The organism is Brevundimonas sp., from assembly GCF_029945885.1.
Lineage (GTDB): Bacteria > Pseudomonadota > Alphaproteobacteria > Caulobacterales > Caulobacteraceae > Brevundimonas.
Genome location: NZ_JAQSDK010000014.1, coordinates 88,244 through 105,589 on the forward strand (window position 1 = coordinate 88,244; position 17,346 = coordinate 105,589).

The following is a 17,346-nucleotide window of genomic DNA, read 5'->3' on the forward strand; positions in this document are numbered from 1 at the left end:
GGCCATGCGTTGTATGGTGCACTGCCGCATTCAGTGCGGTGTCGACCCCAGGATTCCATGCTCTATTCCCTCCACGAGCTCGCCTATCACTCGGCCTCGCCGTTCCGGATCGGGGCCCAGATGGCCCGGCAGTTCTGGAATTCGCCGCTCAACCCGGCCTCGGACACGGCCATCGGCCGCACCGCCTTCGCCTCGGCCGAGCTGTTCGAGGGACTGACGCGCCGTTACGGCAAGCCGGCCTGGGGTCTGGAATCCATCACGATCAATGACCACAAGGTCCGCACCACCGAACAGGTGGTCTGGTCGTCACCCTGGGTGCGACTGGTCCGGTTCGCCCGCCATATCGGCGACCTGAAACGGGCCGGCAAGCCCGCCGCCGCCCCGGCGGTGCTGATCGTCGCCCCGCTGTCGGGCCACTATGCCACCCTGTTGCGCGGCACGGTCGAGGGCTTCCTGCAGGATCACGACGTCTATGTCGCCGACTGGGTCAACGCCCGTCAGGTGCCGATGCTGGAAGGCCGGTTCGACTTTTCCGACTATATCGACCACGTCCGCGAGATGCTGGCCGTGATCGGCCCGCGCGCCCATGTCGTCGGTGTCTGCCAGCCGGGCCCGCCGGTTCTGGCCGCCTGCGCAATGATGGCCGAGGACAATGACCCCAACCGGCCCGCCTCCATGACCTTCATGGGCTCGCCGATCGACGCCCGCCTGTCGCCGACCGTGACCAATCAGCTGGCCGAGGAGCGGCCCTTCGCCTGGTTCAAGTCGAATATGATCCACACCGTGCCCTGGCCCTATCCGGGCTTCGGCCGGCGCGTCTATCCGGGCTTCGTCCAGCTGTTCAGCTTCATGTCGATGAACGAGGACAAACATATCGACGCCCACCGCCAGTATTTCTCACATCTGGTGAACGGTGACGGCGACGAGACCACCCGGCACGAGGAATTCTACGACGAATATCTGTCGGTGCTGGACCTGACCGAGGAATTCTATCTCCAGACCATCGACACCGTCTTCCAGCAGCATCTGTTGCCGCGCGGCCTGCTGGAGCATCGCGGGCGCAGGGTCGATCTGACGAAGATCACCGACATCGGCCTGATGACGGTCGAGGGCGAGAAGGACGACATCTCCGGCGTCGGCCAGACCCAGGCGGCGCACGGCCTGACCCCGAATATCGCCGACGATCGTCGCGTCCTCTATGTTCAGCCGGACGTCGGACACTATGGTGTGTTCAACGGTCGCCGCTTCCGGGACGAGATCTATCCCCGGGTGCGCGACTTCATCACCGCCAACGAGACCCTCTGTGCAGTACCGCAACGGTCAAAGACTGCCGCTTGACGGCGAGGGCCTGGCCCTCCGCCTGTCGGTCAATCCCCGCGCCCGTCGCATCTCGATCCGCATCGACGCGCGGGCGGGCGAAGCCGTGGCCGTGGCCCCCAGCGAGCGCCGCCTCGGTGACGCCGTGGCCTTTGCCCGGACGCGGAACACCTGGATTCTGGACCGGCTGACGGCGCGGCCGGCGGGTCTGCCGCTGCAGCCCGGCGGCACCGTCTCCCTGTCGGGTCAGCCGATGCGACTGGTGGCCGGGGGCGGGGCCGGGGCGGCGCGGCTGTCGACCGACGGGGACGGCCCGATCATCATTTCCGGGGGCGAGGGCGAGGCCTTTTCCCGCCGGGTCCAGAATCTGCTGAAGCGCGAGGCGCGCCGGGCCCTGATCGCGCGCACCGAGGTGCATCTGCGCACGCTCGGCCAGAAGCCGGTCCAGGTCTCGATCGCCGACGGCCGCTCACGCTGGGGCTCATGCAGCCCGCACAACCGCACCATCCGCTATTCCTGGCGCGTGGTGATGGCCCCGCCCGCCGTGCTCGACTATCTGGCCGCCCATGAGGTGGCCCATCTGGTCCACGCCAACCACAGCCCGGCCTACTGGGCGGTGGTCCACGACCTGATCGGCGACCCGTCGCCGCACCGGCGCTGGCTGCGCGACCACGGGGCGAGCCTGCACGCGGTCGGCCGCTAGGCCCCTAGAAGAACAGGGGCTCGGCCTTGCGCTCCGGCGGCGGGGCCGGTTCGGGGCGCTGCACGGGCAAGTCCTCGCGGCGCTGGGCCGGCTGGGGCGCGGTTGGACGCACCACAGGCTGGGTCGGGGCCGGGCGGACCGGGGTGTCGACCGGCGGCGGCGACTCGTCGGTGAGCGGCGGGGCGTCACCGAACAGGTCACCGACCGAACTGATCAGGTCCTCCACCGGATTGGCCGCCTGCCAGCCCTCGGGCATCGGCGGGCCGTTGGGGATGGGCATCACGTTCAGGCGCGGCAGGGCCGCCTCCATAAAGCTCTTCCAGATGGCGGCCGGGGCGGCGCCGCCGGTGACGCCGCGCATCGGGGTGGCGTCGTCCTTGCCGACCCAGACGGCGGTGACGAAGCCGCCGGTGTAGCCGACGAACCAGGCGTCCTTGTAGTCCGAGGTCGTGCCGGTCTTGCCGGCGATGTCGCGCCCGGCGATGGCGGCCGAACGGCCGGTACCGCCGGTGACCACGCCGCGCAGCATCTGGTTCATATAGTAGAGCGGCGGATTGTTGATCACCTGCTGGGCGCGGCCTTCGCGGGCGGCGCGTTGATAGATGACCCGGCCGCGCGGCGTGCGGATGCGGCTGATGCCATAGGCCGTGGCGCGCTGGCCGCCATTGGCGAAGGCGTCGAAGGCCTGGGCCATTTCGATCGGCGACACCTCGACCGCGCCCAGGGCCATGGCCGGCTCCAGGCCGATGCGGGTGGTGATGCCCAGGCGGTGGGCGACGCGGGCGACATTGTCGCGGCCGATCTGGTCGGCGATGGCGGCAGCGACGGTGTTGGTCGACTGGGCCACGGCATTGGCCAGGCTCGTCTCGCCGATGAAATTTCCGGAATAGTTGCGCGGCGACCAGTTGCCGATGCGGACCGGCTCGTCGACGACGCGGGACTCGGGCGTATAGCCGGCCTCCATCGCCGCCAGATAGACGAAGGGTTTGAAGGCCGAACCGGCCTGGCGACGGGCGTCGACGGCGCGGTTGAACTGGCTGTCCGCATAGGAGGCCCCGCCGATCATGGCCCGGACCCGGCCGTCGCCGTCCAGGGCGACGAGGGCGGCCTGTTCGACGCCGCGCGAGGCGTCGCGGTCGAGGATGCGGCGCACCGAGCGTTCGGCGGCGGTCTGCAGCGTCAGGTCGAGGGTGGTCTCGACGATCATGTCCTCGGTCGGCTCACCGACGAGGCCGCGGATCTGTTTGTCGAGCCAGTCGACGAAATACTGGGCGTGCTGGGTCGCCAGGGTGCGCGAGACCCGGACCGGTTCCAGCACGGCGGCGGCGCGTTGTTCCGGCGTGATGACCCCGGCGCTTTCCATCTCGTTGAGGACGACGGTGGCGCGGGTGGCGGCGCGTTCGCTCTCGGACACCGGCGAATAGCGCGACGGGGCCTTCAGCAGGCCGGCCAGAAGGGCGGCCTCGCCGACCGTCAGGTCCTTGGCCCCCTTGTCGAAATAGCGCTGGGAGGCGGATTCGATGCCATAGGCCCCGGCTCCGAAATAGACCCGGTTCAGATAGAGGGCGAGGATCTCCTTCTTGGAGAATTTCATCTCCAGCCAGACGGCCAGCATCAGTTCCTGGACCTTGCGCTTCAGGTTCTGGTCCGGGGTCAGGAACAGGTTCTTGGCCAGCTGCTGGGTCAGGGTCGAGCCGCCCTGGACCACGCGTCCGGCGCGCATGTTGGCGGCCATGGCGCGCGACATGCCGATCGGGTCGAAGCCCGGGTGCATATAGAAACGGCGGTCCTCGATGGCGACAAAGGCGGCCGGGACATAGTCGGGCAGGGCGTCGAGGTCCGCCGGCGGGGCCTGCTGGGTGCCGCGCACCGCGATCAGGGCCCCGTTGCGATCCAGATAGGTGATCGAGGGCTGACGGTCGATTTCGTACAGGGCCGAGGTGTCGGGCAGGTCGCGCGCGAACACGGCGAAGAAGACCAGCAGGAAGATGGCCCCCCAGATGGCCAGCACCATGCCCCAGTACAACAGGCGTTGCAGCGGCGTGCGCCCGGCACTGCCGTCCTTGCCGGGACCGAGCCCGAACCAACGCCCAGACCCTGGACCCGCCATGAACACCCTCTCGCCAACCGTCGTTCGGTCCTAGACCATTCGACGCAACACGCAAACGCCCCCGCGTCCGTCTGCGGACGGTGACGGGGCAATCCGCCGAAACCATGACCTTGGCGGCGATGATTCTAAAAATGCGTTCACGTCCGGGGCGAACCGGCCGGGCGGATCCGGCCCGACCGGTTCAGCGGCCTACTGCAGGAAGGCCTCAACCTCGGCGGCGAAGCGGTCAGGCTGGTCCAGCATGATGAAATGGGCGCTGTCGTCGATCCGCTTCAGGGTCACGCCGGGCAGGCGGGCGAAGGCGGCGGCATAGATGCCGTCGACCATCGCCACGGTCATCCGCGGATCGTTGAATTTAACATAGAGGACCTCGGTCGGGGCGGTGATCCGCTCCAGTTCCGGGCCCAGGTCGGTGACGATCAGCTCGCGATAGGCGGCTGCGGCGACCCTGCGGTCCGAGGTCAGACTGTCCTCCAGCGGCCCGGCGCGCCGGTCTTCGGTCAGGATCATGCCGTCGATGGTTTCTTCCAGCCGGGTCCGGTAGGCCGCCTCGGGCCCGCTGGCCATGCCTTCGAAAATCTGGTCGGCCACCGGGGCCACCGACTCCGGGGTGGCCCCCGGCGCGCCGAACATCGCCCCCATGAAGGGCACCATGTCGACGACCATCAGCTTGCCGACCAGGTCGGGATGGCGCGCGGCCAGCATCATGGCGATGGTTCCGCCCATCGAATGGCCGATGACCACGGGCCGGTCCAGACCCTGTTCGCGGATGTAGCGGGCCAGCTCCTCGGCGACGGGGGCGGCGACCGGACCCTCGGTATTGTCCATCGCCGCGGCCCCGGCAAAGCCCTGGATGTGCAGCCGGTGGACGCGGTAGTGGCCGCCGAGGGCGGCAACGGTGCCGTCCCAGACTGCGGGTGAGGAACTCAGGCCCGGGATCAGGATCACGTCCGGTCCCGCGCCGTCGACGCGCACATGGAACCGGCCCGACTCGAAATCGGCATGGTGGTGGCCGTGGCCGGCCGGGGCTGCAGCCTCTGTGCCGTGGCCGGCACCATGACTCTGGGCCAGGGCGGCGGGGGCCGACAGAATGAGGCAGGCGGAGGCGAGAAGGGCGGTGCGGATCATGATGGTTTCCCTGACTGAGACGTCATAGTGTCCCATCTGCTTTGGGACGTAAAGTGCTTTGTTGAAATCTGACCGGTCCCCCCTCGGCGACAGCGGCGCAGCTTGATACAGAGGGGTATGAAGACATCAGCCGCCGATCCGGTCCAGCCCCGCGACGCCGCCAAGGCCCCGCCGACCGCCTTCGGCACGGGCTTTGTCCGCGATAGCTGGTATTTCGTCGCCCTGGCCCGCGATGTGGCCCCCGCCGCCCTGGCCCGCCACATGCTGCTGGGCGAGCCGGTGCTGGTCGGCCGCACCCGGGCCGGTCAGGTCTATGCGCTGCGGGACATCTGCCCGCACCGCGCCGCGCCGCTGTCGGCCGGGAAACTGGTCGAGCATCCGGGCGAGGGCGAGACGGTCGAGTGCTGCTACCACGGCTGGCGTTTCCGCCCCGACGGGGTCTGCGCCGCCATCCCCTCCCTGGTCGAGGACCAGCCCTATGAGGCCGACCGCATCCGGGTGCGGGCCTATCCGGTGCGCGAGAGCCAGGGGATGATCTTCGTCTGGATGGCCGCCGATCCGCGGGTCGCGGCCGAGCCCGATCACGAACCGCCGCTCTTCCCCGGCATTGTCGGGGGCGGGGCGAAACTGGTCGAGTCGATGGATTTCGACGCCCATATCGACCATGCCGTCGTCGGTCTGATGGATCCGGCCCACGGCCCCTATGTGCATCAGCAATGGTGGTGGCGCTCGACCGGTTCGATGCATGAAAAGGCCAAGGCCTTCGAGCCGCGCGACCAGGGCTTTGCCATGGTGCGCCATGCCCCGTCGTCGAACAGCCGCGCCTATCGCATCCTCGGCGGGGCCCCGGCGACCGAGATCACCTTCCGCCTGCCGGGCTATCGCTGGGAACATATCCAGGTGGGGCCGAAACAGGTGCTGGCCCTGACCTGCCTGACGCCGCTGGATGACAGCCGCACCCGGATCACCCAGATCTTCTGGTCCGACCACTGGGTCTTCGCCCTGGCCCGGCCCTTCCTGCGGCTGGGCGTGCGCGCCTTCCTGCAGCAGGACGGCGGTATGGTGAACCTGCAGAACGAGGGCCTGCGCTACGACCCGGCCCTGATCTGGATCGACGACGCCGACAAACAGGCCAAATGGTACCAGCAGCTGAAACGTGAATGGACGAAGAGCCGGGCCGAGGGCCGCCCCTTCGCCAATCCGGTCAAACCGGCCGTCCTGCGCTGGAAGAGCTAGGCGGGCCCGACCGGCCTATTGCCGGATCAGGACGCCGGCGAGGATCAGGTCCAGCTGTTTGCCGGCCCGGGTCGTCAGCTGCTCCAGCGTCCAGCCGTCATAGGCGGCGCGGCGGAAATTCGACAGGAAGGCGTCCCACACCAGTTCGCTGACGAGGCGGACATCGGTGTCCTGCTTCAGCTCGCCGCCACCGATACCCGATTGCAGCACGTCGCTGATCACCATCACCAGCCCCTTGATGGCGACCCGGGTGCGCAGCTCGGCGGCCTGGGGCTGGAACCACGACCGGGCCACGACCGCCTGCACCAGCGGCAGCTGGTCCAGCGAGGCGTGGTAGCCGGCGCTCATCGCCCCCAGCAGCCGGGCGCGCAACGGGGCGTCGGCGACGACCCCGCCCTTCAGGATATCGGTCAGCCGGGCCATGTCCTGACCGAGGACCGCTTCGAACAGCTCGGCCTTGTCCTGGAAATTGGCGAAGACGGCCCCGGTCGACATACCGGCACCCTTGGCGATGTCGCGGATCGTGGCCGCGTCGTAGCCGCGCTCGGCGAACAGGGTCCGGGCGGCGTCCAGCACCTTCTGCCGCGTGCGCACCTTGGCCGCCTGGCGCCGGTTCAGGCGCGGCTGGGTCATGTCGGCTTCGGTGGCGGGGGACGGATCGGGGTTACGCATGGATTGGATGACTCGACTGGAAAGGGAGGCCGCGCTCCGGGGAGGGAGGGGCGGGTCGGCAACAGGGTGGTCGGTCGGGCGCAGACGGGCAGGCCCGGGTTCGGCGACGAACGAAGGGGCGGCTTTCATCATGGAACGATGACCAAAATGGGGTGTGGAGATTAACGCCCCCTCCCGACCCTGCGGCGTTTTGCCCCGGATCAGCCGTCGGGGCGCAGCGAGCCGGTGCGGGTCGCCGCCCGCAGGGCCCGGGCCGGCCGTCGCTTGACCCCCTCGGGCATGGCCGCCTGGAAGACGGTGCGGAACCGGGCCCGGCGCTCATGGATGGAGGCCAGCACCAGCCCCATCGGCACGCCCAGATCGACCAGGGTATTCTCGGCCAGCTGCAGGCTGGCCTCGGTGGTTTCCGGCACCGCATCGGTGACCCCCAGCCGGTACAGCCGCACCGCATGGCGATCGTCGCGGGCCCGGGCGATCAGCACCAGATCCTGACGCAGGGCCCGGGCGGCGATCACCACCTCATCGACCTTGCCGGGCGCGTCCATGGTCACCACCAGGGCCCGCATCTCGTCGATGCCGCAGCGCGCCAGCAGGTCCTGACGACCGGCGTCGCCGTAATAGACGTTGAAGCCGTCGCGCCGGCCGGTCGCCACCGTGGCCGGATCGGCGTCCACCGCGACGAAGCCCTGGCCGTGCTCGGTCAGCATTTCGCCGACCAGCCGGCCGACCCGGCCGAAGCCGACGATCAGCACCAGGCCCTGGGCCCGCGGGGGTTCCAGCGCCTCGGGCGGCAGCATGTCCGGCACCATCCGGCCCGCCTCCTTGAGGAATTTGTGGCCCAGCATGGCCATCAGCGGCACGGTGAAGATGCTGATCGTCGCCGCCAGCATCAGGGTGCGGGCGAAGGCCGGATCGACCACCCCCTCGGCCATGCCGGTGCCGAGGATGACGAAGGCGAACTCCCCGGCCGGGCCCAGGACCAGGGCGGTCTCGATCGCGGTGCGGGCCCCCAGGCCCCATTTTCGCGCCAGGCCGAAGATGATGGCCGCCTTCAGGGTGATGAGGCCGGCGGCCAGGGCGAAGACCCCGACCGGATTGGCGGCGACCGCGTCCAGGTCCAGCGAAATGCCGACGCCGACGAAGAAGACCCCCAGCAACAGGCCCTTGAAGGGTTCGATCGAGACCTCGATCTCGCGCCGGAATTCGGTTTCGGCCAACAGCAGGCCGGCGATCAGCGCACCGAGGCTCATCGACAGGCCGGCGGCCTGGGCCGCGACCCCGGCCCCGACCACCACCAGCAGACAGGTGGCGATGAACATCTCCTGGCCCTGGCCGCGGCCGCGGGCGCGCGCCACCGAGCGGAACATCGGCCGCAGCACCAGACGCCCCAGCAGCACCAGCATGGCCAGGCCGACGGCGGCGGGGATCAGGGTGAACAGGGCCGAACCCAGCAGGGCCGGACTCAGGTCGCCGCCGCTCTGGCCCAGGGCGGCCAGCACGGTGATGGTGATCAGGATCGGGGCCACGGACAGGTCCTGGGCCAGCAGCACCGAGAAGGTGGCCCGGCCCGCCAGGGCCTTGAGCCGCCCGCGCTCGGCCATCACCGGCATGACCACGGCGGTCGAGGACAGGGCCAGGCCCATGCCCAGTACCGCCGCCGACACCAGGGTCTGGCCCATGACCATGAACAGGGCCGACAGGGCCACTGTGCAGACCACGACCTGCGACAGGCCGAAGCCGAACACCAGCCGCCGCATCGCCTTGAGCCGCTCCCACGACAGTTCGAGACCGATCATGAACAGCAGGAAGGAGACGCCCAGTTCGGCCAGCTGCCGGATCTGGGTCGGGTCGCTGATGGTCAGCCACGTCAGCCAGCGGGCATCAACGGCGATACGGCCCAGGCCGTCGGGACCGAGCAGGACCCCGGCCGCGAGGAAGCCCAGCACCGGGCTGATCTTGAATCGATTGAACAGGGGCACGACCACGCCGGCCGCCGCCAGGAAGACCACCAGATCCTTGTATTCGCCGCCGCCGTGGCCTGGCGTCATGTCGTTCGTTCCGTCGTGCGTGTTTCGGGCTGTTGCGCCATTGTCGCGCGGAACGCGTGCCCATTGCGAGCCGGGCGAGCCGCTACATGACAAATATTTTAGACTGCGCCGCCCGCGCGCGGCGTAGGATCGCGGCAGACCTGTTCCATTGTGTTCCCAAGACAAGGATGTCCTGTGAAGAAATTGCTGATCGGTGCCGCTGTCGGTGCCCTGCTCCTGCCCGCTTCCGCCGCCCTGGCCGGTGACGGCCATGACCATGCCTGCGTCGACGAGGCCTGCACCGTCTTCGCCCTGTTCGACGAAGCCGAAGGCGCCACGGGCTATCAGGGTACCGAAGCCCCCAGCTACGGCACCTGGGGTTTCGGTCTGGATGGACGCGACACATCGGTCGCCCCGGGTGAGAGTTTCTTCCGCTATGCCAACGGCACGGCCCTCGAGGGACTCCAGATTCCCTCCGACCGTACCCGGTACGGCTCGTTCGACCTGCTGCGTGAACTGTCGGACAACCGGATGAAGGCGATGATCGCCGGCCTCGTGGCCCGCACCGACCTGGCCCCCGGCTCCGATGAGCGCAAGATCGCCGACCTGTATCGCAGCTATATGGACGAGGCCCGCATCGAGGCGCTCGATGACAAGCCGCTGCAGCCCTACCTCGCCGCCATTCGGGCTGCCGACACCCATGACAAGATCGCGGCCTATATGGGCGCAACCCAGGGACTCCCGGGCGGATCCATGTTCGGGACCGGCATTTCGATCGACCAGAAACATCCCGATCGATATGTCACCTCGGTCGGCCAGTCGGGCCTGGGCCTGCCCAACCGCGACTACTATCTGGATGCCCGCTACGCCGACAAACTGGTCCTGTACCGGGCCTATGTCGAACGCATGCTGACGATGATCGGCTGGGACAACCCGGCCGCCAATGCCGACGCCATCGTCGCCATGGAGACGCAGATCGCCGAGGCGCACTGGACTCCGATCCAGAACCGCAACCGCGACGAGACCTACAATGAATACACCCCCGCCTCACTGATCGCTGACGCGCCCGGATTCGACTGGGCCGGCTATTTCAGCGCCGCCGGTCTGGGCAGTATCGATCGCATGATCGTGCGCCAGGACACGGCCCTGCCGAAGATCGCCGCCATCTTCGCCGAGGCACCGGTCGAGACCCTTCAGGCCTGGCAGGCCTTCCACACGACCGACGATTCCGCCGGTCGCCTGTCGCGTCGCTTCGCCGATGCCGAATGGGAGTTCAACTCGCGTGACCTGTCGGGCCAGCCCGAACAGCGCAGCCGCGACAAGCGCGGCATCAGCTTCGCTGAACGCACCCTGGGCGAGGCCGTCGGCCGTCAGTATGTGGCCGACTATTTCCCGGCCGCGTCCAAGGACCAGATGGAAGAGCTGGTCGCCAACCTGCGCATCGCCCTCAGCCATCGCATCGACAACCTGAGCTGGATGGGTCCGGAAACCCGGGCCGCGGCCCAGGAGAAGCTGGCCAAATTCACGGTCAAGATCGGCTATCCCGACACATGGCGTGACTATTCGGCCCTCGAGGTCCGCGCCGACGATCTGTTCGGCAATACCGAGCGCGCCGGCACCTTCAACTGGCAGTTCCAGCTGAATCGGATGAACGGCCCGGTCGACAAGGCCGAGTGGGGCATGACGCCCCAGACCGTGAACGCCTATTACAACTCGGCCAATAACGAGATCGTCTTCCCGGCGGCCATCCTGCAGCCGCCCTTCTTCGATCCCGACGCCGACCCGGCCGTCAACTACGGTGGCATCGGCGGCGTCATCGGCCACGAGATCGGCCACGGCTTCGACGACCAGGGCTCCAAGTCCGACGGCGACGGTGTGCTGCGCAACTGGTGGACCCCGACCGACAAGACCAATTTCGAGGCCCTGACCACCCGCCTGGGGGCCCAGTACGACACCTATGAGCCGCTGCCCGGCTACCATGTGCAGGGCGGGCTCACGATGGGCGAGAACATCGGCGATGCCGCCGGCGTGGCCGTCGGTCTCGAGGCCTATCACCTGTCGCTGAACGGCCAGCCGGCCCCGGTGCTGGACGGCACCACCGGCGACCAGCGCTTCTTCTACGGCTGGGCCCAGGTCTGGCAGCAGAAGATCCGTGACGAGGCCCTCAAACAGCAGGTCGCCACCGATCCGCACAGCCCGGCCGAGTTCCGGGTCATCGGCCCGCTGCGCAATCTCGACGCCTGGTACGATGCCTTTGGCGTCGGCCCGGAGTCGAAATACTATCTGGCTCCGGCCGACCGGGTTCGCATCTGGTAGGTCCGTTCAGGATCGAAACGAAAGGGGCCGCAGCATCCGCTGCGGCCCTTTTTTCTGGCGGTGCCGGTCGCTGAACACCGGGCATGAAAAAGCCCGCTGCGGGGGATACATCGCAGCGGGCTTTTCCTCGCTCTTTGACGAGCGGACGTTTCCTCCCCGAAACGCCTCCAAGCGGCTGCTGCGTCGGAACGCTGCGCCTCTCGAGTGCGTCAGAATGACGACAGCGCGGCCCCAAAGTCAATCTGCCACACGCCACGGGGGCGAAAATCCCTGACTTATCAATGATAACTCACGCCGTTGTGCGTGTAGGTCACCCGGCGGCGGCGAGGATGGTCCGGACCGTCGCCACCAGGTCGGCGCGGGCCACCACCGACTGGCCGGGTCGCGCGGCCTTCCAGGCCTCATTGTCGGCCACGCCGGCGGCCAGGGCGCGCCCGGCGTCGAGGTCCTTGATCGTCACCTGACCGGCCGCGATCTCGTCGCCGCCCAGCATGATGGCGGCCGGCGACCCGCGTCGGTCGGCGTATTTCATCTGCGCCTTCATCCCGGCCCGGCCCAGATAGAGTTCGGCGGCGATGCCGGCGTTGCGCAGCTCGGCCACGGCCTCGAGATAATGGCCCATGTCGGTCTCGGCGAAGACGATGACCACCACCGGACCGCGCACGGCCTCACCGGCCGCGTGGCCGGCCGCCTTCAGGGCCGAGGCCAGGCGTGACACCCCGAACGAGAAGCCGGTGGCGGGCAGGGGCTGGCCGGTGAACCGGGCGACCAGGTCGTCATAGCGTCCGCCGCCACCGATCGAGCCGAAGCGCACGGCCCGGCCCTTGTCGTCGACCGTCTCCAGCAGCAGTTCGGCCTCGAACACGGCCCCGGTATAGTATTCCAGCCCGCGCACGATGGTCGGGTCGAACCGCACCGCGGCCTCGCCGACCTTCATCGCCGCCAGGGCGCGGTCGATGGCCGCCAGCTCGTTCAGGGCGGCCTCGCCGATCTCGCCCAGCCCGCCGAGGCGCGACACGGCGTCGAGGGTCGCGGCCCGGCCCGGACTGTCGTCGGCGACGGCACCGAGGAAGCCCTCGATGGTGGTGATGACCGGGGTCGGCAGGCGCGCCCCCTTGGTATAGTCGCCGGATTCGTCCAGCCGGCCCTCGCCCAGCAGGGCAGCGACGCCCTCCCAGCCGAGGCGGTCGAATTTGTCGATGGCGCGCAGGGCCGTCAGCTTCTGGCCCGGGTCGGTGATGTCACCGGCGGCGAACAGGCCGTCGAACAATTTGCGGTTGGAGACGCGGATGACCGCCTGGTCGGGCTTGAGGCCCGCCGCCTGCAGGCCCTCGACGGCCATGGCGATGATCTCGGCATCGGCCTCGGGCCGGTCCGAGCCGACGGTGTCGGCGTCGCACTGGACGAATTCGCGGAAGCGGCCCGGACCCGGCTTCTCGTTGCGCCACACCGGCCCGTAGGCATAGCGGCGGAACGGCTTGGGCAGGGTCTCCCAGGACTGGGCCGCGAACCGGGCCAGGGGGGCGGTCAGGTCATAGCGCAGCGCCATCCACTGGTCGTCGTCGTCCTGCAGGGCGAACACGCCCGCGTTCGGACGGTCGGCGTCGGGCAGGAATTTGCCGAGTGCGTCGGCATATTCGAAGGCCCCGGTCTCCAGCGGCTCGAAGCCCCAGCGCTCATAGACCTCGGACACCCGGGTCACGAGGCGGCGTTCGGCGACCAGATCGCGGCCGCGACGGTCGGCGAATCCGCGCGGGTTGCGGGCTTCTGGGCGGGGGGGCGTGGTGGCGTCGGTCATGGCGCGCGCTTACGCCATCGGCCCCGGCGGGGCAACGCCGCCGCGTCGCGTCTCAGGCCGCCGTCCGCAGCAGCGGGACCCAGCGGCCATAGCTCAGGCAGCGCCACAGCCACTCCAGCGGCCCCATCCGGAAGCGCGACAGCCACAGCGGCGACCAGATCAGCTGGCTCAGCCATACGGCCGCGACCACGCCCCACAGGGCCCCGGGGCCCATGGTCCCGTACCACAGCGGTCCCCACGGCATGTAGAACAGGCTGGCCATGATCAGGGTCTGGGTCAGATAGTTGGTGAAGGCCATCTGCCCGACCGGCACCAGCACCGCCGTCAGGGGTTTCAGGCCGAACCGGGTCATCAGGATCAGCAGGCTGACATAGCCCAGGGTGATCAGGGTCGCGCATCCGGCCGCGGCGGTGGCCAGGCCCTCGACCGGCAGGGCCCCGCCGGTGACCACCATCCCCTCGGCATAGCCGAGCAGCGCCAGATTGGCGGCCCCGATCAGGGTCATCAGACCATACAGCCAGGCCGGGGCGCGCCCCTCCAGATAGCCGGATTTGAACAGGCCCAGGCCGATCATCATCAGCGGCACCGACGCCGGGATCAGAAACAGGCTGAAGCCCTGGACCATCACCCAGGCCTGCAGGTTCTGCAGCAGGGCCGCGCCGTAGCCGCCGCGCACCTGTTCGACGATGGCCATGACCTCGGCCGGGGTGGCCATCGGGCCGCTGGCGGCGGCCTTGGTGGCGAACTCCGGCCCGACGGCCGCCATCACCACCGGCCCCAGCAGCGCGCCGGCAACCGTCAGCACGGACCACAGGGCGGTGACCCCGCCGCCGATCCACAGCAGCCGTCGCGCCGGCCAGGCTCGCATCAGCAGCATCAGCGCCCCGCAATAGGCATAGTGCAGCAGGATGTCGCCGTACCAGAAGGCCAGGCCATGGATCAGGCCGAACAGCCCCAGCCACAGCAGCCGGCGGCGCAGCAGGGCGTTGCGCGCCTCATCGTCGCGCGCGCCGCCGACGAGGAAGATCGACACCCCGAACAGCATGGTGAACAGGGTGCGGAACTTGTCCTGGAAGAAGACGGTGGTGACCCAGTCGCCGGTCGTATTGGCCATGTCCATCGCAAATGGCCGGGCCCCGGTCGCGAACTCGACCGCGATCGGCCAGGCGAAGGCCATCGCATTGACCGCCAGGATTCCCAGGATGGCCCAGCCGCGCAGCATGTCCAGGTTGAAGATCCGGTCGCCCGGCGCGACCGGGGCCAGGCTGGAATCCGCCCGGGCGGGCGGCATGGTGTCGGCGCTACTGGTGGTCATGTCTGGTCCCCCCGGGTCAGGGGGCGAGCCTGACCGCTTATGGTTGTCGGGGCAAGTCCGGCCCGGTGCCTTCCATCAGACCCAGCCGGTCCCGCACATGCGGCCGGTGCTCGAAGGCGACGAAGGCCACGCACAGGCCGGCCCACAGCGCATAGGAGACACCCACCAGGATGGCGACCGGCAGGCCCATCACGCCATAGATCAGCAGGCTGGTCTCGGTGGCCCCGGCCGCCTGGCCGACGCCCCCGGCCTCGAACCAGCCCATCACCGACACCCCGATCGCCAGCAGGCCCTGCAGGGCCGCGGCCAGCAGGCCGCCGTAGAAAATAAAGCGCCAGACCACGCCCAGCCGGGTGCCCGGCCGGCCGGTGGCCCGCCGTTCCCGCGCCAGCAGCCACAGGCCGCCCGGCACGGCCAGCAGGCCGATGACCAGAACACCCAGTCGCCAGTCCAGGTCACCGGCGGGCGGCCAGTGCTGCGGCGGCCAGACCAGCAGGGTCACGATCAGCGGCGGCCAGGCCGCGGCCAGGGCGACGGCGGCCATGATCCGGCCCGGGGATTTGTGCCAGGCGACCGGCTCCTGCCCGGGCAGGTCGGCCGGGATATCGAAGCGGCGCATCACCGGGTCGGTACCGGGGTGTCCCCGGCATAGTCATAGAAGCCGCGGCCGCTCTTCTTGCCCAGCCAGCCGGCCTCGACATATTTCACCAGCAGCGGGCAGGGCCGGTATTTGCTGTCGGCCAGGCCGTCGTACAGCACGTTCATGATGGCCAGGACCACGTCCAGCCCCATGAAGTCGGCCAGCTCCAGCGGCCCCATCGGATGGTTGGCCCCCAGCTTCAGCGCCGTGTCGATCGAGGCGACGTTCCCGACGCCCTCGTACAGGGTGAAGATCGCCTCGTTGATCATCGGCACCAGGATGCGGTTGACGATGAAGGCGGGGAAGTCCTCGGCGTTGGTGGTGGTCTTGCCCAGGCTTTCGGCGAAGGCCACGGCGATCGCATAGGTGTCGGCCGAGGTGGCGATGCCGCGGATGATCTCGACCAGTTTCATCACCGGGGCCGGCTTCATGAAATGCAGGCCGATGAACCGCTCGGGCCGGTCGGTGGCCGCGGCCAGCCGGGTGATCGAGATCGACGAGGTATTGGAGGCCAGCAGGGTCTGGGGGGCCAGATAGGGCGTCAGTTCGCTGAAGATGGCCTTCTTGACCGCCTCGTCCTCGACCGCGGCCTCGATGATCAGGTCCGACGCCCCGACCTGGGCCAGGTCGGCGGCGATGCTGATCCGGCCCATGATGGCGTCCGCCTCGGCCTGGGCGGTGATGTCGCGCTCGACCTGGCGGGCCAGGGTGGCGGCGATCGCGGCCTGGGCCAGCGGCGGGCGTTCGGACGAGGCGTCGTACAGCCGGACCGTATAGCCGCCGGCGGCGACGGTCTGGGCGATGCCGGCCCCCATCTGTCCGGCCCCGATGATGGCGACTGTGCGGATCGTGGTCATGGGTGAGCGGTCTGTCGGCAAGCGGGAGGAAACGGGAGCGGCAGCTTAGGAGCCTGTGCTCCCGGTGCAAGTCCGCGGGGCGGTGGCGGCCTAGCCGAGCAGGGTGATCAGCGGCAGGGCCAGGGTCTGCATGAACAGAATCCGGGCGAAATTGAGCAGCAGCAGCAGCACGATCGGGCTGATGTCCATGCCGCCCAGCGGCGGGATCACCCGGCGGAACGGGGCCAGCAGCGGCGCGGTCACCGCGTCGAGGAACGACGCCAGCTGGTTCACGAACCGGTTGCGGTGGTTGATCACGTCGAAGGCGAACAGCCAGCTCAGGATGGCCGAGGCGATGATCATCCAGATCAGCAGTGTGACGATCGCGTCGACCAGCCAGACAATGGCGGTGCCCATGAACCCTAACTCCGTAAGATGTTGCGTCCTGCTTCTAGCCCGGCAGGCGCAGAACGCCAATGTTTCCCGGCGTCACCGGGGCCCGGTTGACACTGACCGGACCCGCCGCCTATGTCCCGCGCTCGCCTGTCCCGGATCGGGGCCGTAGCTCAGTTGGTAGAGCGCGTCGTTCGCAATGACGAGGTCAGGGGTTCGACTCCCCTCGGCTCCACCAGGCGTTTCCGGTTCACCCGTGGTCCCTCCTCGCCGGCGCGGGCCCTGTCCCGCGATTGGGACGGTGACCAAGCTTGACCGTGAGCGACGAGGGTGAGAGACCTGCGTTACGGGGGAGCTTCGCCGGTGTGGCGATCGAAGGAATTGACGATGAAAACCATGATGTTTGGGCTGGCCCTGGCGGCCGCCGTGGCCCTGCCGGGCGCGGCCCTGGCCCAGAATGCCGGCCTGACGGCCAATTTCGGTGAAATTTCGCTGCGCAGCGGCTTCACGCCCGATCCCTATCGCGTCTCGGTCGTGGCCGGGGGCGGGATCGACGTCTATGCCGACACGCCCCTGCCGCAGGCCTGCGTCGGCCATGTCAGCGATGCGCCCGACTTCCAGGTCACCTATTCGGCCGGGAGCCTGCCGCTGGTGTTCCGCACCGTCTCCTCGGTCGACACCACCCTGGTCATCAACGGCCCGGACGGCAGCTGGTCCTGCGATGACGACAGTTTCGGCGACGGCGACGCCGAGGTCCGGTTCAACCGGCCGCAGAGCGGCACCTATGACATCTGGGTCGGGGCCTTCGGCACCGATACGGCTCCGGCCACCCTGCTGATCACCGAGACTCCCTGA

Annotated in this window: 14 protein-coding genes and 1 tRNA gene; 6 read left to right on the top strand and 9 right to left on the bottom strand. The window is 68.9% G+C overall.

Going from position 1 to position 17,346, the window contains the following annotated elements; translation table 11 throughout:
• Positions 1–57: 57 nt before the first annotated feature.
• Positions 58–1,338, top strand: a complete 1,281-nt coding sequence (gene phaZ, locus PSV00_RS08170) for a polyhydroxyalkanoate depolymerase (protein WP_300446031.1) — start codon at positions 58–60, stop codon at positions 1,336–1,338.
• Positions 1,304–2,020 carry a SprT family zinc-dependent metalloprotease gene (locus tag PSV00_RS08175; protein WP_300446032.1) on the top strand — a complete coding sequence of 239 codons (717 nt, stop codon included), beginning with the start codon at positions 1,304–1,306 and terminating at the stop codon, positions 2,018–2,020. Before phaZ ends, PSV00_RS08175 begins: the two co-directional genes overlap by 35 nt.
• A gap of 4 nt (positions 2,021–2,024) precedes the next feature.
• Here the strand turns inward: PSV00_RS08175 and PSV00_RS08180 are convergent, their stop codons facing one another.
• Together PSV00_RS08180 and PSV00_RS08185 are read right to left on the bottom strand one after the other, a co-directional pair.
• Positions 2,025–4,034 (bottom strand): PBP1A family penicillin-binding protein, encoded by a 2,010-nt coding sequence (locus PSV00_RS08180; RefSeq protein ID WP_300446204.1) that lies wholly within the window; start codon positions 4,032–4,034, stop codon positions 2,025–2,027.
• A 285-nt stretch (positions 4,035–4,319) separates the two neighbouring features.
• On the bottom strand, positions 4,320–5,258 hold the full coding sequence (locus PSV00_RS08185) for an alpha/beta hydrolase (protein ID WP_300446033.1): 939 nt from the start codon (positions 5,256–5,258) through the stop codon (positions 4,320–4,322).
• 117 nt (positions 5,259–5,375) lie between these two features.
• Here PSV00_RS08185 and PSV00_RS08190 point away from each other — a divergent pair, with 117 nt between their 5' ends.
• Entirely contained in the window at positions 5,376–6,494 is a 1,119-nt protein-coding gene (locus tag PSV00_RS08190; protein ID WP_300446034.1) for an aromatic ring-hydroxylating dioxygenase subunit alpha, read from the top strand.
• A 15-nt stretch (positions 6,495–6,509) separates the two neighbouring features.
• Here the strand turns inward: PSV00_RS08190 and PSV00_RS08195 are convergent, their stop codons facing one another.
• Together PSV00_RS08195 and PSV00_RS08200 are read right to left on the bottom strand one after the other, a co-directional pair.
• Entirely contained in the window at positions 6,510–7,127 is a 618-nt protein-coding gene (locus PSV00_RS08195; RefSeq protein ID WP_300446035.1) for a TetR/AcrR family transcriptional regulator, read from the bottom strand.
• A gap of 239 nt (positions 7,128–7,366) precedes the next feature.
• Complete coding sequence (locus PSV00_RS08200) at positions 7,367–9,214, bottom strand: cation:proton antiporter (RefSeq protein WP_300446036.1); 1,848 nt, start codon at positions 9,212–9,214, stop codon at positions 7,367–7,369.
• A gap of 174 nt (positions 9,215–9,388) precedes the next feature.
• On the opposite strand from PSV00_RS08200, the gene PSV00_RS08205 reads away from it, so the two are divergent.
• Positions 9,389–11,509: a M13-type metalloendopeptidase gene (locus PSV00_RS08205; protein WP_300446037.1), complete on the top strand. Its 2,121-nt coding sequence runs from the start codon at positions 9,389–9,391 to the stop codon at positions 11,507–11,509.
• Between the two features lie 310 nt (positions 11,510–11,819).
• Here PSV00_RS08205 and hisS read toward each other — a convergent pair whose 3' ends face one another.
• The 5 genes from hisS to PSV00_RS08230 all read right to left on the bottom strand — a co-directional run bounded on the left by hisS (position 11,820) and on the right by PSV00_RS08230 (position 16,515).
• A complete protein-coding gene (gene hisS / locus PSV00_RS08210; RefSeq protein ID WP_300446038.1) occupies positions 11,820–13,307 on the bottom strand; it encodes a histidine--tRNA ligase in 1,488 nt (495 codons plus the stop codon).
• Between the two features lie 52 nt (positions 13,308–13,359).
• Positions 13,360–14,622 carry a DUF418 domain-containing protein gene (locus tag PSV00_RS08215; protein WP_300446039.1) on the bottom strand — a complete coding sequence of 421 codons (1,263 nt, stop codon included), beginning with the start codon at positions 14,620–14,622 and terminating at the stop codon, positions 13,360–13,362.
• Positions 14,623–14,659: 37 nt separating this feature from the next.
• Positions 14,660–15,241, bottom strand: a complete 582-nt coding sequence (locus PSV00_RS08220) for a phthalate transporter (RefSeq protein WP_300446040.1) — start codon at positions 15,239–15,241, stop codon at positions 14,660–14,662.
• Positions 15,241–16,119, bottom strand: coding sequence for a 3-hydroxybutyryl-CoA dehydrogenase (locus PSV00_RS08225; RefSeq protein WP_300446041.1), 879 nt, complete (start codon positions 16,117–16,119; stop codon positions 15,241–15,243). The genes PSV00_RS08220 and PSV00_RS08225 overlap by 1 nt, the downstream gene beginning before the upstream one ends.
• 90 nt (positions 16,120–16,209) lie before the next feature.
• Positions 16,210–16,515 (bottom strand): YggT family protein, encoded by a 306-nt coding sequence (locus PSV00_RS08230; protein ID WP_300446042.1) that lies wholly within the window; start codon positions 16,513–16,515, stop codon positions 16,210–16,212.
• A 138-nt stretch (positions 16,516–16,653) separates the two neighbouring features.
• Between PSV00_RS08230 and PSV00_RS08235 the strand changes: the two genes are divergently transcribed.
• Both PSV00_RS08235 and PSV00_RS08240 read left to right on the top strand, forming a co-directional pair.
• Positions 16,654–16,729 (top strand) — tRNA-Ala (locus PSV00_RS08235).
• A gap of 149 nt (positions 16,730–16,878) precedes the next feature.
• Positions 16,879–17,346 (top strand): peptidase S1, encoded by a 468-nt coding sequence (locus tag PSV00_RS08240; RefSeq protein ID WP_300446043.1) that lies wholly within the window; start codon positions 16,879–16,881, stop codon positions 17,344–17,346.